Below are 25,373 nucleotides of genomic sequence, written 5' to 3'. Positions count from 1 at the left end.
CTCGCAAACCGCCCCCTGCTCGGTCGATCGCCCGGGCAACACGCGCGCTAGAGTGCACTCACGATCAACGGTGTGCGAATTTGCGCTCGAGACGTACGACTTCGGGAACGCATCATGGACAAGCTCATACCCGTTACACAGCCCTACATGCCCCCACTGGACGAGTTTCTCCCGTATCTGAACCAGATCTGGGAGAGCAAGATCGTCACCAATGGCGGGCGCTTCCATGCGGAGCTCGAGCGAGCGCTGTGCGAATTCCTCGGTGTCGAGCACATTTCGCTGTTTTCCAACGCGACGCTCGCGCTGATCACGGCGCTCCAGGCGATGAAAATCACCGGCGAAGTCATCACGACGCCGTTCAGCTTCGTCGCCACGACGCATGCGCTGCACTGGAACGGCATTCGCCCCGTGTTCGCCGACATCGATCCGGTGTCAATGAACCTCGATCCCGGGCGCATCGAAGCGGCGATCACGCCGCAGACCACCGCGATCCTGCCCGTACATGTCTACGGCTATCCGTGCGACGTCGAGGCAATCGAGCGGATCGCCGACACCTACGGCTTGCGCGTGCTCTACGATGCCGCTCATGCGTTCGGCGTGCGGCGCCACGGCCGCTCGGTACTCGAATTCGGCGACATGTCCGTACTCAGTTTTCACGGCACCAAGATCTTCAATACGTTCGAGGGCGGCGCACTCATCTGCCGCGATGCGAAGACGAAGCGACGCATCGATCATCTGAAGAACTTCGGCTTCGTCGACGAAGTAACGGTGATCGGCCCCGGCATCAACGGCAAGATGAACGAGGTACAGGCGGCCTTCGGCCTGCTGCAACTCGAACACATGGACCGAATCGCGGACGGTCGCGCGCGCGTAGACGAGCGCTATCGGACTGCATTTAAAAACGTGCCGGGCCTTCTATTGCCACCGATTCCAGAGCACTGCACGCGCAACCACTCGTACTTTCCGGTGCGCATCACCCGCGACTTCCCGGTGACGCGCAATGCGCTCTACGATGCGCTGCGCGCGAACAACGTCGCGGCGCGCCGGTATTTCTATCCACTGATCAGCGAATTCCCGACCTATCGCGGCCTGCCGTCGGCGGTGCGCTCGAATCTGCCCGTCGCCAGCGACCTCTCGCACCAAGTGCTGTGCCTGCCGATCTATCCGGCGCTCACCGCGCGCGATCAGGATCGCATCATCAACATCGTGCTGGCCGAGGCAGGTCTGACGCAACATGCAAGCTGAACGCCGGCTGGCCGTCATGCAGCCGTACTTCTTCCCGTACATCGGCTATTTCCAATTGATGGCCAGTGTCGACACGTTCGTCGTGTTCGACGACGTGAGCTTCATCAATCGCGGCTGGATCAATCGCAATCGCATCAACGTCAACGGTGCGGCACACATGATCACCATGCCGTTGCGGCAGGCCAGCCAGAACCGGCTTATCTGCGATATCGACGTGGCAGACGACGCAAACTGGCGGCCCCGGATCCTGCGCACGATCCATCAAAGCTATGCACGCTCGCCGCATTTCTCGCGGGTGTTCCCGATCATCGAGCGCATTCTGATGCACGACGCACGCAACCTGGCCGATTTCCTCGTGCATGGCCTCATCGCGCTGCGCGACCACCTGCGGCTCGACACACACATCGTCGCGACGTCGCGACGCTACGAGAACGCATCGTTGAAGGCACAGGCGCGCATCATCGACATCGGTCGGCAGGAGCGCGCGGCTGTCTACGTGAATCCGGTCGGCGGGCAGGATCTGTACGACCCGGATGCGTTCGCCGCCGCCGGCCTGCAACTGAAGTTCCTGACACCTGACCTCGCGCCATACACCTCCGTCCGCGGCCCGTTCATTCCCGCTCTGTCGATCATCGACGTGTTGATGTGCAACGACGATTCAGCGATCGACCAATTGCTGACGGGCGCCACCTTGTCATGAAAGACGATCTCCACACCACCCTCATCCGTCACTACGAGTCGTGTCTCGAACGCCACGGCGATACGCATCGCGGCGTGGACTGGCCCAACGCCGAGGATGCCGACACACGCTATCGCGTGATGCTCGAGCTGGTGCGGCCCGGTTCGACGCCAGCCGCACTGCTCGATTTCGGATGCGGGGCGTCGCATCTGTACCAGTACATGCTGGACCACGGCATCGACGGGCTGAGCTATGCCGGGCTCGATGCGTCTCCGGCATTCTGCGACCTGTCCCGGCGCAAGTATCCGCACAACGACTACCAATGCGTCGATGTGCTCGCAGAACCCGACCGGCTAGGCGAATACGACTACATCGTGATGAACGGCGTCTTCACCGAGAAACGCGAGCTCGGCTACGACGAGATGTTCGAGTATTTCACGCGCGTGTTGCGCGTCGTGTTCCCGAAGGCGCGCAAAGGCATCGCGTTCAACGTGATGTCGAAGGAGGTCGACTGGGAGCGCGACGACCTGTTCCACGTGCCGGTTACGCAGTTGACGCACTTCCTGTCGCGCGAGCTGTCGCGTCACTACGTGCTGCGCCACGACTACGGGCTTTACGAGTACACGACGTACGTGTACAGGGAGCACAACTGATGACAAACGTCATTCTGTTCGGTCTGCAGGACTATGCAGAACTCGCACACTACTACCTCGAGCACGATTCTCCGCATACGGTGGCCGCGTTCTGCGTCAACCGGCAATATCTGCCCGAAAGCCGAATGTTCAGGGGCCTCCCCGTGATCGCATTCGAGGACGTCGTCGATTCCCATCCTCCGGGCGACTTCAGTTTCTTCGCGCCGATGTCGCCGAAGCGGATGAACCGCGAACGCGAGAAGATCTTCAACGACATCAAGACACGCGGCTATCCGCTGATCAGCTACGTGAGTTCGCGCGCCACTGTCTGCCACAATACGATCGGCGAGAACTGCTTCATCCTCGAAGACAATACCCTGCAGCCGTTCACGACCATCGGCAACAACGTCGTGCTGTGGAGTGGCAACCATATCGGCCATCACGGGTGCATCGCCGATCACGTGACGATGACCTCGCATGTCGTCATGTCCGGCCATTGCGATATCGGTGCGTACAGCTTCGTGGGCGTGAACGCCACGCTGCGCGACGGCGTGACGATCGGTGAAGGCACATTCATCGCGATGGCTGCCGCGATCACGAAGTCAACGGAACCCTGGTCAGTGTACAAAGGCAATCCCGCGGTCAAACTGGCAATGGCCAGCACTGATCTGAAGCTCTAGGAAAACCCATGGCAGGCATACGATGGGAAAAGCAGGGGCTGATCTATAAGCCCGATGCACGGCTGCCCTGGGCGAAATCGCACGCACAAATTCCGACGGTAGCAGGGGGCGACGGCGATACGCTGCAACTGCTGTTCAGCAGTCGCGACGCGGACAATCGCAGCGCGATCGCCAGCATGGCCGTGCGTACAAACGCACCCGCCGAGATCGTGTCGATCGGCCCCGATCCGGTACTGCCGCCGGGTGCGCTCGGCGCGTTCGACGACTGCGGCACGATGCCGTCGTCGGTCGTGGAGCACGAAGGCGTCCGCTATCTGTATTACATCGGCTGGAACGTGCGCAATACGATTCCGTACCACAACGCGGTGGGCCTCGCGATCAGTGAGGACGGCGGTCATCATTATCGGAGACTGTTCGAGGGGCCGGTGATGGATCGCACGGCCGACGAACCGCACTTCTGTGGCACCACCTGCGTCCGGATCGAAAACGGCATCTGGCGCAACTGGTACCTGTCGTGCACCGGCTGGACCCTGGTCGACGGCAAGCCCGAAGCGCGCTATCACCTGAAATACGCGGAATCCCGTGACGGCATTCACTGGTCGCGCGGCGGCCGCGTCGCGATCGACTACCTGGACGATCACGAAGGCGGCTTGGCTCGCGCGTCGGTTCATTTCGACGGCACCCGTTACCGGATGTGGTTCTGCAAGCGCAGCCACGACGGGTACCGCGAGCGTTCGTCGGTCAGCTACCGGATCGGCTATGCCGAATCCACGGACGGTATCACCTGGCATCGTCGCGACGAGGAGGCGGGACTCGACGTATCACCGAGCGGGTGGGATGCGTTCATGGTCGCCTATCCCGAAGTCGTGCAGGTCGGCGAGCGCCTGTACATGTTCTACAACGGCGACGGTTTCGGTGCGAGCGGGTTCGGTTACGCGCAAGCGCGGATCGGTAGCGGAATTCAGGGCGAGACAACATGGACGTGATCGCAGGTAACTTTCGCGAACTAGGTTATGCGGTCGTTGCACACAGCACGCTGCAGTCGGCGATGAGCGCCGTGCGGACGAAATTCGAGCAGCACTTCATCCCGAGATTCGGCGACGACACGACGCGCAACCGCAACATCATCAAGCTGCTCGCTGAAGATATCGATGTGAAGCGCTTCTTCTGCTCGCCGGAGCTGGCTGCCGCGCTCGACCGTCACGTCGGCATCGTCATGCCGGTGCAGACGGGCCCGATCGTCACGCACTACACGGCGAACGATCGCATCGGCAACAACTACGGGCTGCCGTATCACCAGGACTGGCCGAGCATGGGGACATCCTCTCGCGGCGTGATCGCGTGGACGTCGCTCACGGACATCCGCCCCGGAGCGCCCGGACTACGCATCGTCCCGGGCAGCCATCGGCGCGGACTGTGGGCGGGAGAACAGACCGACCGCGGCTATGTACTCCACGATCAGGAGATCGATGGCGCCTGCGACCTGGAGATCGACGCTGGCCACGTGCTCTTCATGTCGCCCTATCTCGTGCATCGGACACTCACCAGCGACGCGGTCGACTGGAAACTGTCGCTGTCGTGCCGCTTCGACGATTTCGCGTGCGATCAATGGAGTCACCGCGGGTTCGTGAGCGCTTACCGCACCGCTGTCGACCGGCAAGCCTATCTGTCGGGGTTCTGAGCACGGCACGCGGTGCCGCGGGCCGTGGCGATCGGCGTACGAAGATACAGTTCCATAATCCCGCGTAGTTCTGCACCGGGTGCTTGCTCGCGATGGTCAGACCGAACTCGCCGAGACGGCGCGTAAGCAGATCCATCTTCGCGTCCTCGATCTCGATCCGCAGTTGCCTGCACGCACCCAGGCCCTGCGTCGCATCATCGATGAGCGGGACCTCATGCCCGTCGACGTCGATCGTGACGTACTCGAACCCCGCCGCCATCCGAGCAATCGCTTGCTCGGCGCGAGCCAGCGCAACATGAGTTCGCGCACCGTCGTCTCGATGACGTGCCGATCGAAACCGAACGCTTGCGCGCGAGTCAACGCTTCCTCGCTCACGAGACTTTCAACAGCGACAAACTTCCAGCCATTCATGACGGCCTTGTTCGATTTCATGCATGGCGGGAACGCGTGTCCGCTGCTCCCGATCGGACCTCCCCCGAGAACGCGTTGATTCTAGCGATGCGCGATCGATTCGAAGCGTTGAATCGATTCAGCAAACCCGGGGCAATTCGCGTCGTTCGCGCGAAGAGCCAGCCAGTGCGGGACGGCGAGCACGACCCGCGGCGTGCAACGATCGCTGCTGGGTTACGACATGCCGCGGATTCGAGCCATGCGTTCGGATCGCGGCGGATCGTACCGACGGGCCGTGAACTCGCAGACCGAGACCATCGCTGCGCACCCAATGCCGGCGTGTTCAGACATCGTCAAGATGCGTGCCCGGCCTAAATTCGGTGTCAGACCTGCCGTTATAGCTAAAGCAAGGAAGACGTCATGCAAGAGACAGGCATTCGTCAATTACGACCGCTTGCGCATACGCCGGATCCTGCACGGTGGAACGGGGGGCAACGCTTGGCATGAAACGGTTTCATGCCGTACCCGCACGGCCACCGGAACGCATGCCGGGTGTCCGCCTTGCCCCGTCAAGGGTTCATTACAGCGTGCCCGACGCGGGCGAAACCGGCGCCCCGGTGCGTCTCCCACGTACCGGGCAAATATCAATCAACAAACACTGAGAGAACTCAATTCATGCGTAACAAACTGATCACACTTGCGGCCATGGTTCCCCTGATGTGCGACGCAGCGACGAGCGTCGTGATTGACGCGAAGGCCAATTGCCTTTCCAGCTACGTCGGGACCGTATCTGGCGGCACACCGGTCAAACTCACGCTCGCTGGCGGCCGGTATGCAGTTTCGCTCACGTCGAACTCGATGAGTTGCAGCGGCGGCGCGCTGGCGAACGGCTGCAACATCGACACGGCGTTCATGCAAGGTGGCTTCGGCAACATTCGGTGGGGCGGTACGGCCACGGCACGCCCCACCGTCATCGAGATGCCCTCGAGCCTCTCGAACGTCTACGTTTATGTGAGTGACGATTACTGCGGCGACAACTCGGGACAGGCAACGTTGCTGATTCAACCCGCAAACTAAGCAACCCTCGCACGGCTCCGGCGGCCGGGCAGCCTGCCTGGCATCACCGCGATACGAGATGACCCGACCCGTCGAGCCGTGCATGATTCGCACCGTTGTCGATCACCATTGCGCTCGGCTCATCACGTCGGGCGTCGTGCATCGAAGGGCACGTGGGTGGCTTGTACGTGACGATAGTCGGACAAGCGCGCGACCATTTCGGTCATCAGGTCAAGTGGTACGCAGTGTCGCATCCGCGATCACGCGCCCGGCCGCGATATATGCGGCAAACGTCTCCCGCAAGCGCTCAGCCATCTGAATCCAGCTGTCGCCACGCCCGCGCCGGAACAGCCGCACCGTGCCCGGATACCACGGCGAATCCTCACGGTCGTGCATCCACCGCCAGTCCACGTCCTGATTCGGCAGCAGCACCCAGCAAGGCTTGCCGAGCGATGCGGCCAGATGCACGGTCGACGTGTCGACGCACACCACGAGATCGAGTTGCGCGACGATCGCGGCCGTATCGGCGAAATCGTCGATCTGCGAGCCCAGGTGCAGCAACGGCAAGCCGCCCGGCGGATGCCGCGCCTCGTCCTCGCCCTGCCCCTTCTGCAGGCTCACGAAATTCACGCCCGGCACGCTCCACAGCGGCGTCAGCAATGCCAGCGACGGCAGCGAGCGGTGCGCGTCGTTGTGATGCTTCGGATTGCCTTTCCACACGAGGCCGACACGCGGGCCGACCGGCAGCGCGTCGAGGCGCGCCCCCCAGTGCGCGACGCGCGCCGGCTCGGGGACGAACCGCATCGGCGGCGGGATCGTGTCGAGCGTCGTGCCGGCGTGCATCGGCGCGCTCAACAGGCTCGTCCAGTAATCGAATTGCGCGGCCTGCGCGGTAGCCGTTTCGTGATCGAGCACCGCGTCGACGCCGTCGACCGTCGCCATCAGCCGATGCAGCGCCGGCTGGCACGCGAACACCACACGCACCGCCTGCCGTGCGCGAAACTCCGCGAAATAACGGCTGAACTGCAGCATGTCGCCGAGGCCGTCCTCCTGCCAGACCAGCAACGTCTTGCCGGCCAGCGGCTCGCCGTGCCATTGCGCGCACCGCAGCACCTCACGGGTCCGGCGATGCACGAACGTCGACTGCTCGTAACGGGATTCGTAGCGGCGCCACCCTTCCTCGAACCGTCCGCGGCTGAGCAGCAGCGTCGCCAGCCCGAAGCGCGCGTCGTCGTAGTCGGCGCGCAGCGCGAGCGCGCGACGGTATGCGCGTTCGGCTTCGTCGAGGCGGCCCGCATGCGCGAACGTCGTGCCGAGGTTGTAGTGCGCCTCGGCCATCTGTGGCGCGAGCGCCAGCGCGTCGGCGAACGCGATGGCCGCTTCGTCGTGGCGGCCCTGCGCACGCAGGACGCAGCCGAGATTGTTGTGCGCCTGCGGCAGGTCGGGTCGGCAGCGGATGGCGTCGCGATAGGCCGCTTCCGCTTCGGGCAAACGATCGAGGTTCTGCAGCGCGATACCGAGGTTGTAATGCGCTTCCGGATGATCCGGACACAGCGCTATGGTCTGCCGGCTGGCCGCCTCCGCTTCCGGCAGCCGCTGCATGTCGACGAGGATCGCGCCGAGATTCGCGTGCGCGAGTACGTGGTCGGCGCGAACGGCGATCGCGAGCCGGTACGCGAGCTCCGCCTCCGCCGGCCGGGCCAGGACGCGAAGCAGGTTGCCGAGATCGGTCAGCACGTCGGGCGACCGCGGCTCGATCGACAGTGCCTGCCCGAATGCCTGTTCGGCCTCGTCGAGCCGACCGAGCGCTTCGAGTACCTTGCCGAGCCGGTGATGGTGCGACGCGCGCAACGGCGTGACCGACGCCAATTGCCGGCGGGCGATCACCTCCGCCTCGGGTAGCCGCCCCTGCGACATCAATAGCGCGCCAAGTCCTTCGTACGGCGGATCGAACGCCGGCATGGCATCGATCGCGCGTCGCCACCAGGCTTCCGCGTCGGCCATCCGGTTCAGGCCAAGCGCGCACACGGCCGCGACGTGCAGCGCCGCAATGGCCGGCGCGGGCGCATCGAGCAGCGGCGCGACGCGCGACAGCGCGTCGGCGAACCGTCCGTTCTGGCACAAGGTCGCGGCTTGCTGGGCGAGCGCAGATTCGTCGGGGGCTGGCTTCGTCATGAGCGGAGGCTGGGGCGGTTCGTCGCGTCCGGCGGCATCGCGGCGGTACGCCGTGCGCGGGAGTGCGACGCGCGGTTCGCCGTTTTGGCACGGACGGCTTCGCATCACAGGCTACCGAAGCAGATGCGGCTACGGTGCCGCGATTTGAGCTCGTTGCAGGCGGTTGTTCAACCGATTGACCACGTCGTGCAACACCGGCCATCGCATTGCGGCGCCGCTGCCGGACACGCGAGGCGCGCCGTGAGTCCGGATGATCCGATGCTCAGGCGGGCGTCGTAGCGCTCGGGTCGCGGGACGCACTCATTGCACGATCCTTCGCCTCCTGTAGCGCTGCGAGCGTGTCGAGCGCCCGCCCTTCGTCGGCAGTCAGGTCGATAAGAAACGCATCGTTGTTCTCTTTGATCCAGCCGAGTGGCATATCCCACCACGCGAGTTGCAGCAGTTGTTCGCGCACTTTCTCCGAGAAACGGAAGCGAATCAGGCGCGCGGGCGATCCCGCGTAGATTCCATATGCCTCGGTACGGAAATTGGGCGGAATCACGGCTCGTGCACCGATCACGCAGCCGCTTTCGATTCGACTGCCACCAAGAAACAACGCTTCGTCGCCAATCCAGACGTCGTTTTGGATCACCGTGTCCTGGTATTGCGGCATCGGCACATTTTCAAGGCCATTACCGTAGATGCTGAACAGACTCGTGGAGATGGTTCGCATTTCGTGCTGGCCATTCAACAGGAATCGCAGACGCATTCCGCCGGCAACGTTCTTGCCGATCACAAGTTTCTGATGCCCTTGGTCATACTTAGCGATCGACCCCACACCGAGTCCTGAGCACCGGCCGATTTGAAAGGTGCCGACCTGGGCCTCTTCATCAAGCCAGTCGCGGAAGAAATTGTTCGGAATGGTCGAAAAGGCACCATCGCGGTAGCCCAGTACGATGAAATGCTTCGCCCACGGATGGTCGGACAGTACACCAATGCAATCGTCGGAGGTCGTAACGTTCATACGCGGTCGCAGGTTTGCCGGCGCAGCGGCTCGATGCCGGGGCCGCCGGGAACAGGATGGGGTAGCCGCGCGGCACATCGGCCGCGATCATGGACGATGCAGTATAGAAAGCATGCGGAATCGATTGACGACGAATAAGAGTGGCGTTCTGACTTCTGTTCCGTCGATCGAGTCGGCGTGGTCGCGAGCCGGCGACGCGGCATCGCAGGCGCGGAAACAGGCACGGCGGAACGTTGTCGTTGCTACTTTGACGCACCGCTCTCGCTCAGCTCGACGAACACCCGCCGCAACTGCTCGAACTGCACGAACTCGACGAACTGCAGCTCGACGACGAGCAACTGCTGTCGGACGAATCGTACGACGTGCCGCCGCCCGCTTTCGCCGCGGCAACCGGCGGCACCGGCGAGGCGGCCAGCACCGTGCCCGAATACGCCGACCACGCGGTACCGGCCAGCGCGCCTGCGCCGAACAGCGCGGCGGTCCACAACAACGGGTCCGGATCGTCGCGTTCGGCGTCGCGTGTCTCGCGCGTTTCCTGCGCGTTGCGCGCATGCGACGCCTCGCGCGCAGCCCGCGGATCGTGCGCCGCCCGGCGCTCGAGCAGCGCGGCGCGCCCGGCCGCCGTGGCGCCGCCACGCCCGAAGCCGGTCAGCCGCCGCGCGACGATCCGGTACGCGATCGCGAACACCGCCATGCAGATGCCGAGCAGCAGCACGGGCCGCCCGCGACTCATCCCGACCGCGAGCTTCGCTGCGCCGGTGCCGAGCACGAGCAGCACGATCGCGCGCGCGGCCAGGCGCGATGCGCGCAGCTCGCCGGCTGCCCAGAACCAGCCCTGCGCCCGCATCCCGTCGACCACCTCCTGCGCATACCCGGCAAGCCGCTCGCGAAACACACCGTAGCGCACGGTGCCGGACGGTTGCTCCTTGAGCCACACGCAGTGATCGTCGTACCGGCCCGCGCGTTCCGGATCCGCGATCTTCACGTAACCGCCGTGCCGGGGAAGGGTCCACAGAACGACCGCGCCCGCATGCGCGAGCCACATCGTCACGACTTGCGCGACCCGCGCTTCGCCGCCGGTGAGATAGGCGACTTCGTCGGCGCTCAATCCGGACGAAGCCTTGCGCGTACGCCGACCCCAGCGACGGACGCGAAATTCGAGAGCCTGGAGCGCGACGATCAGCAGCAGCGCAACGACACAGGCCGGCACGTAGAACGCGAGAAACTGCGGCCCCGTGTAATTCAGCACGTTGAAGTCCTGCGCCGATGCGCAGGTAGCGGCGACGCTCGCGGCCGCCGCCGACCACGCGAGTTTCGGCAGACGGTTGCGCCATGTGCGGCGCGGCGGCGCGGAGGCCGTGCCGTCAGGCTGCTGCGCGTCCGCCTTCGCATCGGCCGGCCGGTCGACGGGACGCGGCCAGATCGATGCCGGCGGCTCGCAGCCGAACAGCCGGCGATAGCTGTCGAGCGTGTCGCGATAGCGCTGCGCGTACACGGCGGCCTCGTCCTGCGCGCCGGTGCCGGGCAGGTGGTGCAGCGGCGCGCGCAACACGCCGGCGCAGAACACGTCCCAGTATTCGAGCGTGTATTGCAGATGGAAATGCCACGCGGCATCGACCGCGACCGACGGCGTGACCGGATGCCCGGCCGCCTGTGCGAGGAACGCGAAGCGCTTGTATTCGTCGATCACGGCCAGCGCGTGGTCGTGCGACCAGCCTTCGGCTTCGGCGAGGCGCCGGCTGTACGGCAGCGGCGCGTGAGGATCATCGGGGGAATACGCGTGCAGACGCGCAAGCAGCGCCTGCTGTGCCTCGGTCGGCGCGCACGCGGCGACTGCGGTCGAGGTAGACGGGATGGCAGCCATCGGGAGTCGGCGCGATGCGCGGACGGCCGCCGCGATCGACGCTTGGAGTTGTCGTTGCGGGCGATTCTCGCACAACGGAAAGGCGGCGCAATAGCGCGGGAAATGACGACGCGATGGCGAGACGGACGTGCGGTGAGGCTACGCTCGAGCGACTTCGGAACAACGGATCGGGAAATTCGACACTTGGAATCAGGCTATTTGGCGCGCCCGGCTGGGATCGAACCAGCAACCCCTGCCTTCGGAGGGCAGTACTCTATCCATTGAGCTACGGGCGCGTGAGACAGTGAAGCGACCCCATATACAGGCCGCCCACGATTGGCAAGACGGCAAGGATACCCGGTTTCCCATGACGCGTCCACCTCGCCCGCCGAATCGCCGTCGGGTGAGCCTGCGTGCGGGTAAACACGCGCCATCGCACCGCTCGCCGTGATGTAAACGTTCCGTCTATAATCGTCCGTGCTTCATTGGACTGCCATTTTGCCGTTGCACCGCGCTCACAATTCCTATTCACGGAGACGAGGCAAGCATGAGCGAAGCACCCCACGAATCTCCCGTCAAAACCCCCGGGCAGCTGATTGCCGTCATCATCGCGTCGTTCGCGATTCCGATCGTCCTGATCGTCCTGTTCGCCAATTACGCGAACCATGCGTTCCGTTCCGGTGCCGGCACGGACGCGCTGTCCGACGAGCAGGTCGCCGCACGTATCGCCCCGATCGCGAAGGTCGACGTGAAGGACGCCAACGCGCCCCGCACGTACAAGACGGGCGAGGAAGTCTACAAGGCCGTCTGCGTGACCTGCCACGGCACCGGCGCCGCCGGCGCGCCGAAGTTCGGCAACAAGGACGACTGGGCGCCGCGCATCTCGCAAGGCTTCGACACGCTGCTGAAGACGGCCCTCGCGGGCAAGGGCGCGATGCCGGCGCGCGGCGGCACGAGCCCCGACGACGTCAGCGACTATGAAATCGCGCGCGCGATCGTCTACATGGCGAACAACGACGGCGCGAACTTCCCCGAACCGGCCGCGCCGGCCGCCAACGCGGCACAGGCCGCCAGCGGCGCACCCGCGTCGGGCGCCGACGCGTCGAACGCGCAGGCCGCCGCCGCCATGGCTGCGATCGCCGCGATCCCGAAGGCCGGCGAAAAACCCGCGGCCGCCCCGGCCGCCGCCGATGCGGCAACGGCCGGCAAGGCGCTGTACACGTCGACCTGCCAGGCCTGCCACGCGGCCGGCGTGCTCGGCGCGCCGAAGTTCGGCAGCAAGGAAGACTGGGCGCCGCGCCTGAAGGATTCGATGGACACGGTCTACAACTACGCGCTGCACGGCAAGGGCGCGATGCCGCCGAAGGGCGGATCGAACGCGTCGGATGCCGACGTGAAGGCGGCCGTCGACTACATGGTCAACGCGGCGAAGTAACGGTCCCGCTCGGCCATCCGTAAAAAACCCCCGCGACGCACGCGCATCGCGGGGGTTTCGTTTTCGTGCGGCCGGTTCGTCGCGCCGACGTACGCGCGGCGGCGGCGCCGCGTCACTTCTGCAGCAACGCCTTCAGGCTCGCGAGCCGGTCCTTCGGCGACATCGGCGCCTCTTCCGGCGTCGGCGGCGGCGCTTCGTCGAGTCCCATCTCGGGAATGAACCGCGACGGTTCGCACACGACCGTCTCGCGCGCCCGCTTGCGCTTCTTGCACCAGTTCAGGTGCAGGCTGCGCTGCGCGCGGGTGATCGCGACGTACATCAGCCGGCGCTCCTCCTCGATCCGTTCGTTGTCGATCGGGCCGTCGTCCTCGCTGCCGCCGCGGTGCGGCATGATGCCTTCCTCGACGCCGACCAGGAACACGTGCGGATACTCGAGGCCCTTCGACGCGTGGACGGTCGACAGCCGCACGGCGTCCGGATCCTCGTCCTTGCCTTCGAGCATCGACATCAGCGCGACGGTCTGAATCAGGCCGAGCAGGTTCTTGCCCGTATCGGCGAGCCCGTCCGCGTTGTGGAAACCGTCGGCGTCGCCGTCGACGGCGTCCGTCTCGGGCTTCGTGCCCTTGCGCTTCAGCCATTCGAGAAATTCGAGCACGTTCTGCCACTTCGACTGCGCCTGCCGCTCGTCGAACGCGTCGTACAGGTACGCCTCGTAGTGGATCGCCTCCATCATGTCGTCGAGCACGACGGTCGCGGGCTCCTTGTCCGCGCGCTCGGTCAGGCGCTGGATGAAGTCGCAGAACATCCGCAGCGGCTCGACCTGGCGCGCCGACAGCCGTGCCTCGATCCCGCCCATGTACACGGCCTCGAACAGCGACACCTTCGCCTGCCCCGCGAACGACCCGAGCGCCTCGAGCGTCGTGTTGCCGATCCCGCGGCGCGGCGTCGTGACCGCGCGGATGAACGCGGGATCGTCGTCGGCGTTCGCGATCAGCCGCAGGTACGCGCACAGGTCCTTGATCTCGGCCTTGTCGAAGAACGACTGGCCGCCCGACAGCACGTACGGAATCCGCTCGCGCCGCAGCACCTGCTCGAAAATCCGCGCCTGGAAGTTGCCGCGGTACAGGATCGCGTAGTCGCGGAACTGCGCGCGCCGCTCGAACTTGTGCGCGGACAGCCGGAACACGACCGATTCGGCCTCGTGTTCCTCGTCGTTGCATGCCGTGACGGTGATCGAATCGCCCATCCCGTGCTCGGACCACAGCTTCTTCTCGAACAGCTTCGGGTTGTTCGCGATCACGTTGTTCGCGGCGGTCAGGATCCGCACCGTCGACCGGTAGTTCTGCTCGAGCTTGATCACGTGCAGCTTCGGGAAATCCTTGCCGAGCTGCGCGAGGTTCTCCAGCGTCGCGCCGCGCCAGCCGTAGATCGCCTGGTCGTCGTCGCCGACCGCCGTGAACGCGGCGCGCGGGCCCGCGAGCTGCTTGAGCAGCTCGTACTGGCACGCATTGGTGTCCTGGTACTCGTCGATCAGCAGGTAGCGCAGCTTGTTCTGCCAGCGGTCGCGCACCTGCTCGTTCTTCGCGAACAGCTCGGCCGGCAGGCGGATCAGGTCGTCGAAATCGACCGCCTGGTACGCGTGCAGCGTCGCCACGTAGTTGCGGTAGACCAGCGCGGCCTGGTGCTCGTCCTCGTTGGCCGCGATCGCCATCGCCTCGTCAGGCATGATCAGGCCGTTCTTCCACAGCGAGATGATGCTCTGGATCTTGCGGATCAGGCCCTTGTCGGTCGTGCCGAGCTGCTCCTGGATCATCCCGAAGCAGTCGTCCGAATCCATGATCGAGAATTGCGGCTTCAGGCCGACGTGCTCGGCCTCCTGGCGCAGGATCTGCACGCCGAGCGAGTGGAACGTGCAGACGGTGAGTTGATTGACGGGCACCTTGCGGCCTTCCTTGCCGGGCGTGGTGAGCGTCTTGCCTTCCAGCAGCTTGGACACACGCTCGCGCATTTCGGCGGCGGCCTTGTTCGTGAACGTGACGGCGGCGATATGGCGCGGCTCGAAGCCTTTCGCTTCGATCAGGTGCGCGATCTTCTGCGTGATCACGCGGGTCTTGCCGCTGCCCGCGCCGGCGAGCACGAGGCAGGGACCGTCGAGGTAGCGCACCGCTTCATTCTGAGCGGGATTGAGGCCTGCGGACATGATGGCGGATGGTGTTGCTGATTGACGGCGGAACGCCGGGAGGATGCCGTGCGCGGCAAACCGGCAAAGCAGGCGCACACGCAGGCAGGACGCGCATGTTAACACGTCGGCGGCGTGCATTTCGGACGCGCCGCAGGGCAGGGGCGCGCAGGCTTGCCGGGCGGGCGCCCCCTGTCCGTTCGGCCAATCCGGCCCCGTCCGCGCTGCGATCGGACACAATACGCACTCCCCCGGCGCCACCCGCCGGCCCGCTTCAAATTCTCCTGAGCCGTCACCGGATCGATCTCATGGAATACCTGCTCGCCGCCGCCGCCGTCGGCCCCTGCCGTCCGTGCGGGGGCGTTACATGCGCCGGCGCCGCGTCGCGCCGCGGCAGCCCGAGGCGGCCGGCCCGCGCGACGGCGTGGCCGGCGACGGCCAGCTCCCAGGCAGGCTGGCCGCCACGGCTCGCCGCGCGTCAGTTGGTCACGCCGTACGGCGCCCATCCCGCGCAAAATGCCGGCATGCCTCGTGCAAACGCCGCATCGCTTCGCGCGTTTCGCCCGACGCGTCTGTGCAAGCGGCGGCGCCATGCCAAAATAGCCGGTCGTCTCCGTGCCGCTTCGGCGCGCCATCCTTTAATTTCCTTCGCAGCCAGGAATTGCCATGTCGTCATTGCTCAGGATTGGTTTGATGGGTTTCGGTTTCGCCGGCGCGACGTTCCACGCGCCCGTGATCGCCACGAGCGGCCGCACTGAAGTCGCCGCGATCGCGACGGGTCAGTCCGATCGCGCGCACGCCGCCTATCCGGGGGCGCGCATCGTCCCCGACCTCGACGCGCTGCTCGGCCTCGACGACATCGAATGCGTGGTGATCGCCACGCCGAACGACACGCACTTCACGCTCGCGCGCCAGGTGCTCGAAGCCGGCCGCCACGTGGTCGTCGACAAGCCGGTCACGCTCACCGCCGACGAGGCGCTCGCGCTCGCGCGGCTCGCGAACGCACGCAGCCGGTTGTTCGCGCCGTTCCACAACCGCCGCTGGGACGGCGATTTCCTCACCGTGCGCCGGATCGTCGACTCGGGCGAGCTCGGCCGCGTCACCTGCTTCGCGTCGCACTTCGACCGCTTCCGGCCGACGCCGCGCACGCGCTGGCGCGAGGAGCCGGCCCGCGGCGGCGGCCTGCTGCTCGACCTCGGCCCGCACCTGATCGATCAGGCGCTCGTGCTGTTCGGCACGCCGGACACCGTGAGCGCCACCGTCAAGACGCGCCGCGACAACGGCACGGCGCCCGATTTCGTGCACCTGCTGCTCGGCTATCCGGACAAGGACGTCGCGCTGCATGCGAGCGCGCTGTCGGCGATCGAGCCCGCGCGCTTCACGCTGCACGGCACGCGCGGCAGCTACCAGAAGTTCGGGCTCGACACGCAGGAAGACCAGCTCAAGGCCGGCCTCACCGCCGACGACGTCGAATTCGGCGGCGGCAATCCGCCCGGCCTGCTGCGCGTGCTCGACGGCGACGTCGAGGTCGAACGTCCGGTGCCGACGCTCGACGGCCAGTACGCGGAGTTCTACCGCGCGCTCGCCGCATCGATCCGCGACGGCGCGCCGTTCCCCGTCACCGCGCAGGACGCGGTCGACGTGATGACGATCATCGAGCTCGCCGCGCAGAGCGAGCACGACGGCCGCCGGCTGCCGTTCGTGCGTCGTATCGTCTAATCGTTGCCGGCCGGGGCGGCGCCGCCGCGGCCGGCATCCCACGCCACGCGCCACGCGCCACGCGCCACGCGCCACGCGCACCGTAGCGTTTGCCGCCCGCGGCCCCGTCGGCCCCGTCGGCCCCGTCGGCTCGGTCGGCTCGGTCGGCTCGGTCGGCTCGGTCGGCTCGGTCAGCTCGGTCAGCTCGGTCAGCTCGGTCGGCTCGGTCGGCTCGGTCAGCTCGGTCAGCTCGGTCAGCTCGGTCAGCTCGGTCAGCTCGGTCGGCTAGGTCGGCTAGGTCGGCTAGGTCGGCTCGGTGACTCCGTGGCTCCGTGGCTCGGCGGCACGGCGGCACGGCGGCACGGCGGCACGGCGGCATGGCGCCTCAACATTCCGTTACAAATGGTGCGGGAACGAAAGTCAGCGGTCGCCCGGTCTGACGCGTTTCTCGAAAATCGAACCGACACCCATCCGTCAGGAGAATTTGATGCAACGGTTGATTCGCGCAGCGGCATGCTGCGTCCTGGTTTCCTCGCTCGCGGCCTGCATCGTGCAGCCGCAGCGGCCGGCCCGGCAGGCGCCCCCGCCCCGACCGAATCCGCAGGTCGTCGCGAACGACCGCATGCAGGAGGTCCAGGGCCGGATCGACAACCTGCACCGCCGGATCGACGCGCGCGTGAACGGCGGCTACTACCCGCCGCCGTATGGCGCGCAGTTGCACCACCGCCTCGACGTGATCCGCCAGGAAGCGAGCGACATGGCGGCCCAGCACAACGGCGGCCTGTCCGGCGACGAGCAGCGGGTGCTGAATCAGGAACTCGACACGGCCGCCCGCGCGATCGGCGAGTAACGCGCCGGCGCCTGCCGGAGCGGATGACGCGGCGGCGCCCAGGGCCGCCGCTTGTCGCGAAGCGACATTCTTTTGCCCAAATTGACAATGCCCACCCGCTCGCGTACAGTCGCCCGCACGCGTCGGGAGAGCGTGCGACCGGGTGTTCCGACACCGGTTGCGCCGCCGAAGGGGCACACCCGCAAACTCTCAGGCAAAAGGACCGACCGCGTCGGGGAACCGCGTCCGCGCACTGCGCGCGCAATACGTTCCCCGCACTCTGGAGAGCGGCAGTAGCCCGCAGCGCATTGGCTGCGCGGGCAAGCTGCCCACCGAAGGGGCGCGCGCTCGCCGGGCTTGGCCCGAGCGCAATCTCTCAGGTATCGAGGACAGAGGGGCATGTACCGGATTGCTCGAGGCCATCGGCCGCGGCGGTCGGCACATGGCCGTTCTGATCCGCGCGCAAGCGCCTTGCCTGAGGCCTCGATGACTGCACTGAATCACACCCCGCTCAACGCCGCGCACCGCGCGCTCAATGCCCGCATGGTCGACTTCGGCGGCTGGGACATGCCCGTCAACTACGGCTCGCAGATCGAAGAGCACGCTGCCGTGCGCACCGACGCCGGCATGTTCGACGTGTCGCACATGTGCGTCGTCGATTTCACCGGCAGCCGCGTGCGCGCGTTCTTCGAGCATGCGATCGCGAACCACGTCGGCAAGCTCAAGACGCCCGGCAAGGCGCTCTACTCGTGCCTGCTCAACCCGCAGGGCGGCGTCATCGACGATCTGATCGTCTATTACTTCACCGAAGAATTCTTCCGCGTGGTGGTCAACGCCGGCACGGCCGAGAAGGACATCGCGTGGTTCAACCAGCTCAACGAGCAAGGCGGTTACGGCCTGACCATCGCGCCGCGCCGCGATTTCGCGATCGTCGCCGTTCAGGGCCCGAACGCCCGCGAAAAGGTCTGGGCGACGGTGCCGTCCGCACGCGCGGCCACCGGCGAGCTCAAGCCGTTCAACGCCGCGCAGGTCGCCGGCACGCCGTTCGGCGATCTCACCGTCGCGCGCACCGGCTACACCGGCGAAGACGGCTTCGAAGTGATCGTCCCGGCCGTGCACGTCGTAGCGCTGTGGAATGCGCTGCAGCAAAACGGCGTGCGCCCGTGCGGGCTCGGTGCGCGCGACACGCTGCGCCTCGAGGCCGGCATGAACCTGTACGGCCAGGACATGGACGACACCGTCTCCCCGCTCGACGCGGGCCTCGCCTGGACGGTCGACCTCAGCGCGCCGCGCGACTTCGTCGGCCGCGCCGCACTGGAAGCCAACGGCACGCGCGCCGCGTTCGTCGGCCTGATCCTGCAGAAGGAAAACGGCAAGGCGGGCGGCGTGCTGCGCGCGCACCAGAAGGTCGTCACGCCGCACGGCGAAGGCGAGATCACGAGCGGCACGTTCTCGCCGTCGATGCAGGAATCGATCGCGTTCGCGCGCGTGCCGACGGCCGTCCAGATCGGCGACACCGTCCAGGTGCAAATTCGAGACAAGAATCTTCCCGCGCGCGTGGTAAAACTGCCGTTCGTGCGCAACGGCAAGGTCCTCGCTGCGTAACGACCGAGAAGCGGCCGGGGCCGCCTCCCGGCAAGCCGGGAGATGGCGCCCGGCGCAACCCCATCCGGCGCACCATGGCGGCGCGCCAGCAGAACGAACACACCTTTTTATCCAGGAGCATCCGATGAGCAACGTCCCGGCCGATCTGAAGTACACCGACGAACACGAGTGGATCCGCACCGAAGCCGACGGCACGCTGACGGTCGGCATCACCGATCACGCGCAGAGCACGCTCGGCGACATCGTCTTCCTCGAGCTGCCCGAAGTCGGCAAGTCGGTGACGGCGGGCGACGCCGTCGGCGTCGTCGAATCGGTGAAGGCGGCATCCGACATCTACTCGCCGGTGTCCGGCGAAATCGTCGAAGTCAATGGCGCGATCGTCGACGCGCCGGATCAGGTCAACAGCGACGCGTACGCAAGCTGGCTCTTCAAGATCAAGCTCGCGGACGGCGCATCGACCGACAAGCTGATCGACGCCGACGCGTACAGCAAGCTGATCGACTAATTTTCCTTACCCGAACCGCGCGCGGCCGCGCAGCCGGCCCGCGCGGGACCAGAGTCACGCCATGAAGCTCGAACACCCGGACCGCCTGATGAACCGCACGCCCCTCTCGCTCGCCGCGCTCGAAACGCACGACGCGTTCGCCGAACGCCACATCGGCCCCGACGCCGCCAGCCAGCAGGCCATGCTCGACACGCTCGGCTTCGCGTCGCGCGCCGCCCTGATCGACGCCGTGATCCCGGCGTCGATCCGCCGCGCCGAAACGCTGCCGCTCGGGCCCTTCGCGCAGCCGAAGAGCGAGGCCGAAGCCCTCGCCGCGCTGCGTGCGCTCGCGGACAAGAACCAGGTGTTCCGCTCGTATATCGGCCAGGGCTACCACGACACGCACACGCCGGCCGTGATCCTGCGCAACGTGCTCGAAAATCCGGCGTGGTACACGGCCTACACGCCGTACCAGCCCGAAATTTCCCAGGGCCGCCTCGAAGCGCTCCTGAACTTCCAGCAGATGGTGGCCGACCTCACGGGTCTCGCAATTTCGAATGCCTCGCTGCTGGATGAAGCCACCGCCGCGGCCGAAGCGATGACGCTGCTGCAGCGCACCGGCAAGCCGAAGTCGAACGTGTTCTACGTCGCCGACGACGTGCTGCCGCAAACCCTTGAAGTGATCCGCACGCGCGCGCTGCCGGTCGGCATCGAGGTCAAGACGGGCCCGGCCGCCGACGCGGCGCAGGCAAACGCGTTCGGCGTGCTGCTGCAGTACCCGGGCGTGAACGGCGACGTGCGCGACTACCGCGCGCTCACCGAAGCGATCCACGCGGCCGGCGGCCACGTGGTCGTCGCGGCCGACCTGCTCGCGCTCACCGTGCTGACGCCGCCCGGCGAATGGGGTGCGGACGTCGCGGTCGGCAACACGCAGCGCTTCGGCGTGCCGATGGGCTTCGGCGGCCCGCACGCCGCGTATCTCGCGGTGCGCGACGAATTCAAGCGCCAGATGCCGGGCCGCCTCGTCGGCGTGACCGTCGACGCGCAGGGCAAGCCCGCGCTGCGCCTCGCGCTGCAGACGCGCGAACAGCACATCCGCCGCGAGAAGGCCACGTCGAACGTGTGTACCGCGCAGGCGCTGCTCGCGATCATGGCGAGCATGTACGCGGTCTACCACGGCCCGCACGGCCTGAAGACGATCGCGCTGCGCGTGAACCGCATCGCGGCGCTGCTGGCCGCCGGCGTGAAACAGCTCGGCTTCGCGACCGTCAACGACACGTTCTTCGACACGCTGACGATCGATACCGGCGCGCGCACCGCGCAGGTCCACGAACTCGCGAAGGCCAAGCGCATCAACCTGCGCCGCGTGAGCGACACGCAAGTCGGCGTGTCGGTCGACGAAACGACGACGCGCGACGACCTCGCCGATCTCCTCGACGTGTTCGCGCAGGCCGCGGGCGGCACCGCGCCGGCCGTCGATGCGCTGGACGCGGGTCTCGACGGCGTCGCCGCGCTGCCGGCCGGCCTCGAGCGCACGAGCGCGTACCTGACGCACCATGTGTTCAACCGCCACCATTCCGAAACCGAAATGCTGCGCTACCTGCGCAGCCTGTCGGACAAGGATCTCGCGCTCGACCGCTCGATGATCCCGCTCGGCTCGTGCACGATGAAGCTGAACGCAACGTCGGAAATGCTGCCCGTCACGTGGCCCGAGTTCGGCCGCATCCACCCGTTCGCGCCGGCCGAGCAGACCGTCGGCTACCGCGAGATGATCGACCAGCTCGAACAGATGCTCGTCGCGGCCACCGGCTACGCGGCCGTGTCGCTGCAACCGAATGCGGGCTCGCAGGGCGAGTACGCGGGCCTGCTGATCATCCACGCGTACCACGCATCGCGCGGCGAAGGCCATCGCGACGTGTGCCTGATCCCGGCGTCCGCGCACGGCACGAACCCGGCGTCCGCGCACATGGCCGGCATGAAGGTCGTGGTCGTCGCGTGCGACGCGCAGGGCAACGTCGACATCGCCGACCTGAAGGCGAAGGCCGAGCAGCACTCGAAGAACCTCGCGGCGATCATGATCACGTATCCGTCGACGCACGGCGTGTTCGAGCAGAACGTCCGCGAGATCTGCGAGATCGTCCACGCGCACGGCGGCCAGGTGTACGTCGACGGCGCGAACATGAACGCGATGGTCGGCCTGACCGCGCCGGGCCAGTTCGGCGGCGACGTGTCGCACCTGAACCTGCACAAGACCTTCTGCATCCCGCACGGCGGCGGCGGCCCGGGCGTCGGCCCGGTCGCGGTCGGCGCGCACCTCGCGAAGTTCCTGCCGAACCAGCGCTCGACAGGCTACGCACGCGGCGAGGAAGGCATCGGTGCGGTGTCGGCCGCGCCGTACGGCTCGGCGTCGATCCTGCCGATCTCGTGGATGTACATCGCGATGATGGGCGCGAAGAACCTGACCGCCGCGACCGAAACCGCAATCCTCAACGCGAACTACATCGCGAAGCGCCTCGCGCCGCACTACCCGGTGCTGTATTCGGGCCCGGGCGGGCTGGTCGCGCACGAGTGCATTCTCGACCTGCGGCCGATCAAGGAAACGAGCGGCATCAGCGTCGACGACGTCGCGAAGCGCCTGATGGACTACGGCTTCCACGCGCCGACGATGAGCTTCCCGGTGCCGGGCACGCTGATGGTCGAGCCGACCGAATCGGAATCGCAGGAAGAACTCGACCGCTTCATCGCCGCGATGATCGCGATCCGCGAGGAAATCCGCGCGGTCGAGGAAGGCCGCGCCGATCGCGAGGACAACCCGCTGCGTCACGCGCCGCACACGGCCGCCGTCGTCACCGCGAACGAATGGCCGCATGCGTATTCGCGCGAGCAGGCCGCGTACCCGGTCGCATCGCTCGGCACGAACAAGTACTGGCCGCCGGTCGGCCGCGCGGACAACGCGTACGGCGACCGCAACCTGTTCTGCTCGTGCGTGCCGGTGTCGGACTACGCATAACGCGCGTCACGCCCGGAGCCGACCGACGGTGACCGCACCGCACGCAACCCCGGTTGCGTGCGGTTTTTGCGTTCGTCGGGCCGACCGGTTCACGTTCATCCGCCAATCCGGCTAACATCACACGCGATCCAGCCAATGAAGGAGTTCCGCATGGTGCGTCCGATGTTTCCGGGCCATGGTGCAACAGAGCGGCGGCCGCGCACGCGCGTAGGCCGTTCCGTGCCGATGCTCGTCGCGTCGCTGTCGCTGGCCGCCGCCGGCCTCGGCATGTCCGGCCGTGCGCACGCGGCGATGAATTTCTGCGCGGCGCCGGCGCTGCAGGCGAGCGAGACGACGCAGGCCGAGCCAGGCGTGCAGGCGCTGATCCGCAGCGTCGACGCACGCATCGGCGAGCAGCCGAAGGCGATGGCGCGCGTGCACACCGAAGGCACGCTGCCGCACGAAGGCATCTACGACCAGAGCGCCGCCGCGCTCAAGGACATGGACCTGATGCGCGATGCGGCGCTCGCGTGGCGCGTGACGAACGCGCCGCGCTACCTGCAACTCGTCGACCGCTTCCTGTCCGCGTGGGTCTCGACCTATCAGCCGAGCTTCAACCCGATCGACGAGACGCGCTTCGAGAGCCTGATCGTCGCGTACGACATGACCGCGAGCGCGCTGCCGGTGAAGACGCGCAACGCGGCGGCCGCGTTCATCGCCAAGCTCGGCGCCGGCTATGTCGCGCAGGTCGACGCGCAGAAGCGCCCGCTCACCGGCACCTGGCGCAACAACTGGCAGAGCCACCGGATCAAGCTGATCGCGCTGTCCGCGTTCACGCTCGGCGACCGCAAGATGATGAACGCCGCGCAGCGGCTGTTCGTCGAACATCTCGCCGACAACATCGGCCCGGATGGCAAGACCTGGGATTTCGAGGAACGCGATGCGCTGCATTACGCGGTCTACGATTTGCAGCCGCTGGTGACGGCCGCGCTCGCCGCGCGCCGCTTCAACCGCAACTGGCTGCGCGAGCGCGGCGCGAACGGCGCGACGCTCGCGGCCGCGCTCGACTGGCTCGTGCCGTATGCGCTCGGCGAGAAAACGCACGAGGAATTCGTGAATTCGCCGGTGCCGTTCGACGCGAAGCGCCGCGAGGCCGGCCTGCCGGGTTACACGGGGCAGTGGGACCCGAAAAACGCCACCGAACTCTTTCATCTGGCCGCGCGGCTCGACGGGCGCTATGCCCGCGTCGCGCAGCAGCTTTCCCCAACGCCGCCCGCATGGCTCGCCGCGTGCCTGCCATTGCAGGCGCGCTAGCTTCATTCTTATCGCAAGGCAGGTATCGAAATGGCAGTCAGCGTGTTTGACCTCTTCAAGATCGGCATCGGTCCGTCCAGTTCGCACACGGTCGGACCGATGCGCGCGGCGCTGATGTTCGTCCAGGGCCTCGAGCGCGACGGGCTGCTCGACGCGACGGCCCACGTGAAGGTCGAGTTGTACGGCTCGCTCGGCGCCACCGGCAAGGGCCACGGCACCGACCGCGGCGTGATGCTCGGCCTGCTCGGCGACGCGCCCGACACCGTGGATCCCGACACGATCGACGCGCGGCTGGAAGACGTCCGCAAAACGAAGCGGCTCGCGCTGCTCGGCACGCATCCGGTGCCGTTCGTGCTGAAGGACAACATCGCGTTCTACCGCCAGGCGCTGCCCGAACATCCGAACGGGATGAAGCTGCGCGCGAGCGACGCGAACGGCGCGGTGCTGGTCGAGCGCACTTACCTGTCGGTCGGCGGCGGCTTCGTCGTGACGGCCGGCGCGCCGAACACCAAGGTACTGAGCGCGGCCGAGCAGATGACGCACCCGTTTCGCACCGGCGCGGAGCTGCTCGCGCTGACCGCATCGACCGGCAAGTCGATCGCGCAACTGATGTGGGAAAACGAGCGCGCATGGCACACCGAGGAAGAAACGCGCGACGGGCTGCTGAAGATCTGGGCCGTGATGCAGTCGTGCGTGTCGCGCGGCTGCGGGATCGGCCATCCCGATGCCGACGGCAACCTGCCCGGCCCGTTCCAGGTCAAGCGCCGCGCGCCGCAGCTGTACCGCACGCTGACCGGCAGCCCGGAGCGCGCGCTGCAGGACCCGCTGTCGATGATCGACTGGATCAACCTGTACGCGATCGCGGTCAACGAGGAGAACGCGGCCGGCGGCCGCGTCGTCACCGCGCCGACCAACGGCGCGGCCGGCATCATCCCGGCCGTGCTGCATTACTACACGCGTTTCACGCCCGGCGCGAACGAACAGGGCGTGATCGACTTCCTGCTGACGGCCGCCGCGATCGGCATCCTCTACAAGCTCAACGCGTCGATCTCGGGCGCGGAAGTCGGGTGCCAGGGTGAAGTGGGTGTCGCGTGCTCGATGGCCGCCGGCGCGCTCGCGGCCGTGCTCGGCGGCACGCCGCAGCAGGTCGAGAACGCGGCCGAGATCGGGATGGAACACAACCTGGGCCTGACCTGCGACCCGGTGGGCGGGATGGTGCAGATTCCGTGCATCGAGCGCAACGCGATGGCGTCGGTGAAGGCCGTCAACGCGGCGCGCATGGCGCTGCGCGGCGACGGCTCGCATTACGTGTCGCTCGACTCGGTGATCAAGACGATGCGCGAGACGGGCGCCGACATGAAGACGAAGTACAAGGAAACGTCGCGCGGCGGGCTCGCGGTGAATATCGTCGAATGCTGATGCCGGACCCGGCGACGACGCGGGATGGACCGATATC

19 protein-coding genes, 1 tRNA gene and 2 riboswitches are annotated in these 25,373 nt (G+C 66.7%); of the genes, 15 read left to right on the top strand and 5 right to left on the bottom strand.

The window, feature by feature from the left end:
• Window positions 1–114 precede the first annotated feature (114 nt).
• The 7 genes from WS95_RS27370 to WS95_RS27335 all read left to right on the top strand — a co-directional run bounded on the left by WS95_RS27370 (window position 115) and on the right by WS95_RS27335 (window position 6,384).
• On the top strand, window positions 115–1,245 hold the full coding sequence (locus WS95_RS27370) for a DegT/DnrJ/EryC1/StrS family aminotransferase (RefSeq protein ID WP_059827151.1): 1,131 nt from the start codon (window positions 115–117) through the stop codon (window positions 1,243–1,245).
• Window positions 1,235–1,945, top strand: coding sequence for a WbqC family protein (locus tag WS95_RS27365; RefSeq protein ID WP_059827149.1), 711 nt, complete (start codon window positions 1,235–1,237; stop codon window positions 1,943–1,945). The genes WS95_RS27370 and WS95_RS27365 overlap by 11 nt, the downstream gene beginning before the upstream one ends.
• Window positions 1,942–2,577 (top strand): class I SAM-dependent methyltransferase, encoded by a 636-nt coding sequence (locus WS95_RS27360; RefSeq protein WP_034209597.1) that lies wholly within the window; start codon window positions 1,942–1,944, stop codon window positions 2,575–2,577. The genes WS95_RS27365 and WS95_RS27360 overlap by 4 nt, the downstream gene beginning before the upstream one ends.
• Window positions 2,577–3,236, top strand: a complete 660-nt coding sequence (locus WS95_RS27355; RefSeq protein WP_059827147.1) for an acetyltransferase — start codon at window positions 2,577–2,579, stop codon at window positions 3,234–3,236. Before WS95_RS27360 ends, WS95_RS27355 begins: the two co-directional genes overlap by 1 nt.
• Window positions 3,237–3,244: 8 nt before the next feature.
• Complete coding sequence (locus WS95_RS27350) at window positions 3,245–4,222, top strand: hypothetical protein (protein WP_059827145.1); 978 nt, start codon at window positions 3,245–3,247, stop codon at window positions 4,220–4,222.
• A complete protein-coding gene (locus WS95_RS27345) occupies window positions 4,213–4,917 on the top strand; it encodes a phytanoyl-CoA dioxygenase family protein (RefSeq protein WP_034209600.1) in 705 nt (234 codons plus the stop codon). The genes WS95_RS27350 and WS95_RS27345 overlap by 10 nt, the downstream gene beginning before the upstream one ends.
• Window positions 4,918–5,982: 1,065 nt before the next feature.
• Window positions 5,983–6,384, top strand: coding sequence for a hypothetical protein (locus tag WS95_RS27335; RefSeq protein ID WP_034209601.1), 402 nt, complete (start codon window positions 5,983–5,985; stop codon window positions 6,382–6,384).
• Window positions 6,385–6,594: 210 nt separating this feature from the next.
• On the opposite strand, the gene WS95_RS27330 is transcribed toward WS95_RS27335, so the two are convergent.
• The 4 genes from WS95_RS27330 to WS95_RS27315 all read right to left on the bottom strand — a co-directional run bounded on the left by WS95_RS27330 (window position 6,595) and on the right by WS95_RS27315 (window position 11,680).
• A complete protein-coding gene (locus tag WS95_RS27330) occupies window positions 6,595–8,538 on the bottom strand; it encodes a tetratricopeptide repeat protein (protein WP_059827203.1) in 1,944 nt (647 codons plus the stop codon).
• Window positions 8,539–8,800: 262 nt separating this feature from the next.
• Window positions 8,801–9,541, bottom strand: coding sequence for an acetyltransferase (locus WS95_RS27325; protein ID WP_059827141.1), 741 nt, complete (start codon window positions 9,539–9,541; stop codon window positions 8,801–8,803).
• 265 nt (window positions 9,542–9,806) lie between these two features.
• A complete protein-coding gene (locus WS95_RS27320; RefSeq protein ID WP_059827139.1) occupies window positions 9,807–11,405 on the bottom strand; it encodes a TIGR04222 domain-containing membrane protein in 1,599 nt (532 codons plus the stop codon).
• A gap of 199 nt (window positions 11,406–11,604) precedes the next feature.
• Window positions 11,605–11,680: transfer RNA gene (locus WS95_RS27315), tRNA-Arg, on the bottom strand.
• A 251-nt stretch (window positions 11,681–11,931) separates the two neighbouring features.
• Between WS95_RS27315 and WS95_RS27310 the strand changes: the two genes are divergently transcribed.
• Entirely contained in the window at window positions 11,932–12,819 is an 888-nt protein-coding gene (locus tag WS95_RS27310; RefSeq protein ID WP_034209605.1) for a c-type cytochrome, read from the top strand.
• 112 nt (window positions 12,820–12,931) lie between these two features.
• Here WS95_RS27310 and WS95_RS27305 read toward each other — a convergent pair whose 3' ends face one another.
• The gene (locus WS95_RS27305) at window positions 12,932–15,019 is read right to left on the bottom strand and encodes a UvrD-helicase domain-containing protein (RefSeq protein WP_059827137.1); all 2,088 of its coding nucleotides are present in this window, start codon (window positions 15,017–15,019) and stop codon (window positions 12,932–12,934) included.
• A 645-nt stretch (window positions 15,020–15,664) separates the two neighbouring features.
• On the opposite strand from WS95_RS27305, the gene WS95_RS27300 reads away from it, so the two are divergent.
• The 7 genes from WS95_RS27300 (at window position 15,665) to WS95_RS27270 (ending at window position 25,336) form a co-directional block, all read left to right on the top strand.
• Window positions 15,665–16,717, top strand: a complete 1,053-nt coding sequence (locus tag WS95_RS27300; protein ID WP_034209607.1) for an oxidoreductase — start codon at window positions 15,665–15,667, stop codon at window positions 16,715–16,717.
• 466 nt (window positions 16,718–17,183) lie between these two features.
• Window positions 17,184–17,546, top strand: coding sequence for a hypothetical protein (locus tag WS95_RS27295; protein ID WP_034209609.1), 363 nt, complete (start codon window positions 17,184–17,186; stop codon window positions 17,544–17,546).
• A 113-nt stretch (window positions 17,547–17,659) separates the two neighbouring features.
• A riboswitch (glycine riboswitch) is annotated at window positions 17,660–17,761 on the top strand.
• 34 nt (window positions 17,762–17,795) lie between these two features.
• Window positions 17,796–17,928: riboswitch (glycine riboswitch) on the top strand.
• Window positions 17,929–18,011: 83 nt separating this feature from the next.
• The gene (gene gcvT / locus WS95_RS27290) at window positions 18,012–19,130 is read left to right on the top strand and encodes a glycine cleavage system aminomethyltransferase GcvT (RefSeq protein ID WP_034209610.1); all 1,119 of its coding nucleotides are present in this window, start codon (window positions 18,012–18,014) and stop codon (window positions 19,128–19,130) included.
• Between the two features lie 124 nt (window positions 19,131–19,254).
• Window positions 19,255–19,635 (top strand): glycine cleavage system protein GcvH, encoded by a 381-nt coding sequence (gene gcvH / locus WS95_RS27285; RefSeq protein WP_059780398.1) that lies wholly within the window; start codon window positions 19,255–19,257, stop codon window positions 19,633–19,635.
• A gap of 61 nt (window positions 19,636–19,696) precedes the next feature.
• The gene (gcvP, locus tag WS95_RS27280) at window positions 19,697–22,624 is read left to right on the top strand and encodes an aminomethyl-transferring glycine dehydrogenase (RefSeq protein ID WP_059827135.1); all 2,928 of its coding nucleotides are present in this window, start codon (window positions 19,697–19,699) and stop codon (window positions 22,622–22,624) included.
• Window positions 22,625–22,774: 150 nt separating this feature from the next.
• Window positions 22,775–23,917, top strand: coding sequence for an alginate lyase family protein (locus WS95_RS27275; RefSeq protein WP_059827201.1), 1,143 nt, complete (start codon window positions 22,775–22,777; stop codon window positions 23,915–23,917).
• 30 nt (window positions 23,918–23,947) lie between these two features.
• Window positions 23,948–25,336, top strand: a complete 1,389-nt coding sequence (locus WS95_RS27270) for an L-serine ammonia-lyase (RefSeq protein WP_059827134.1) — start codon at window positions 23,948–23,950, stop codon at window positions 25,334–25,336.
• Window positions 25,337–25,373: the final 37 nt, after the last annotated feature.

The organism is Burkholderia sp. MSMB1826 (assembly GCF_001526325.1).
Classification (GTDB): domain Bacteria; phylum Pseudomonadota; class Gammaproteobacteria; order Burkholderiales; family Burkholderiaceae; genus Burkholderia.
Note: the sequence above shows the minus strand (reverse complement) of the source record. Positions and strands in the feature narration are given on the sequence as shown.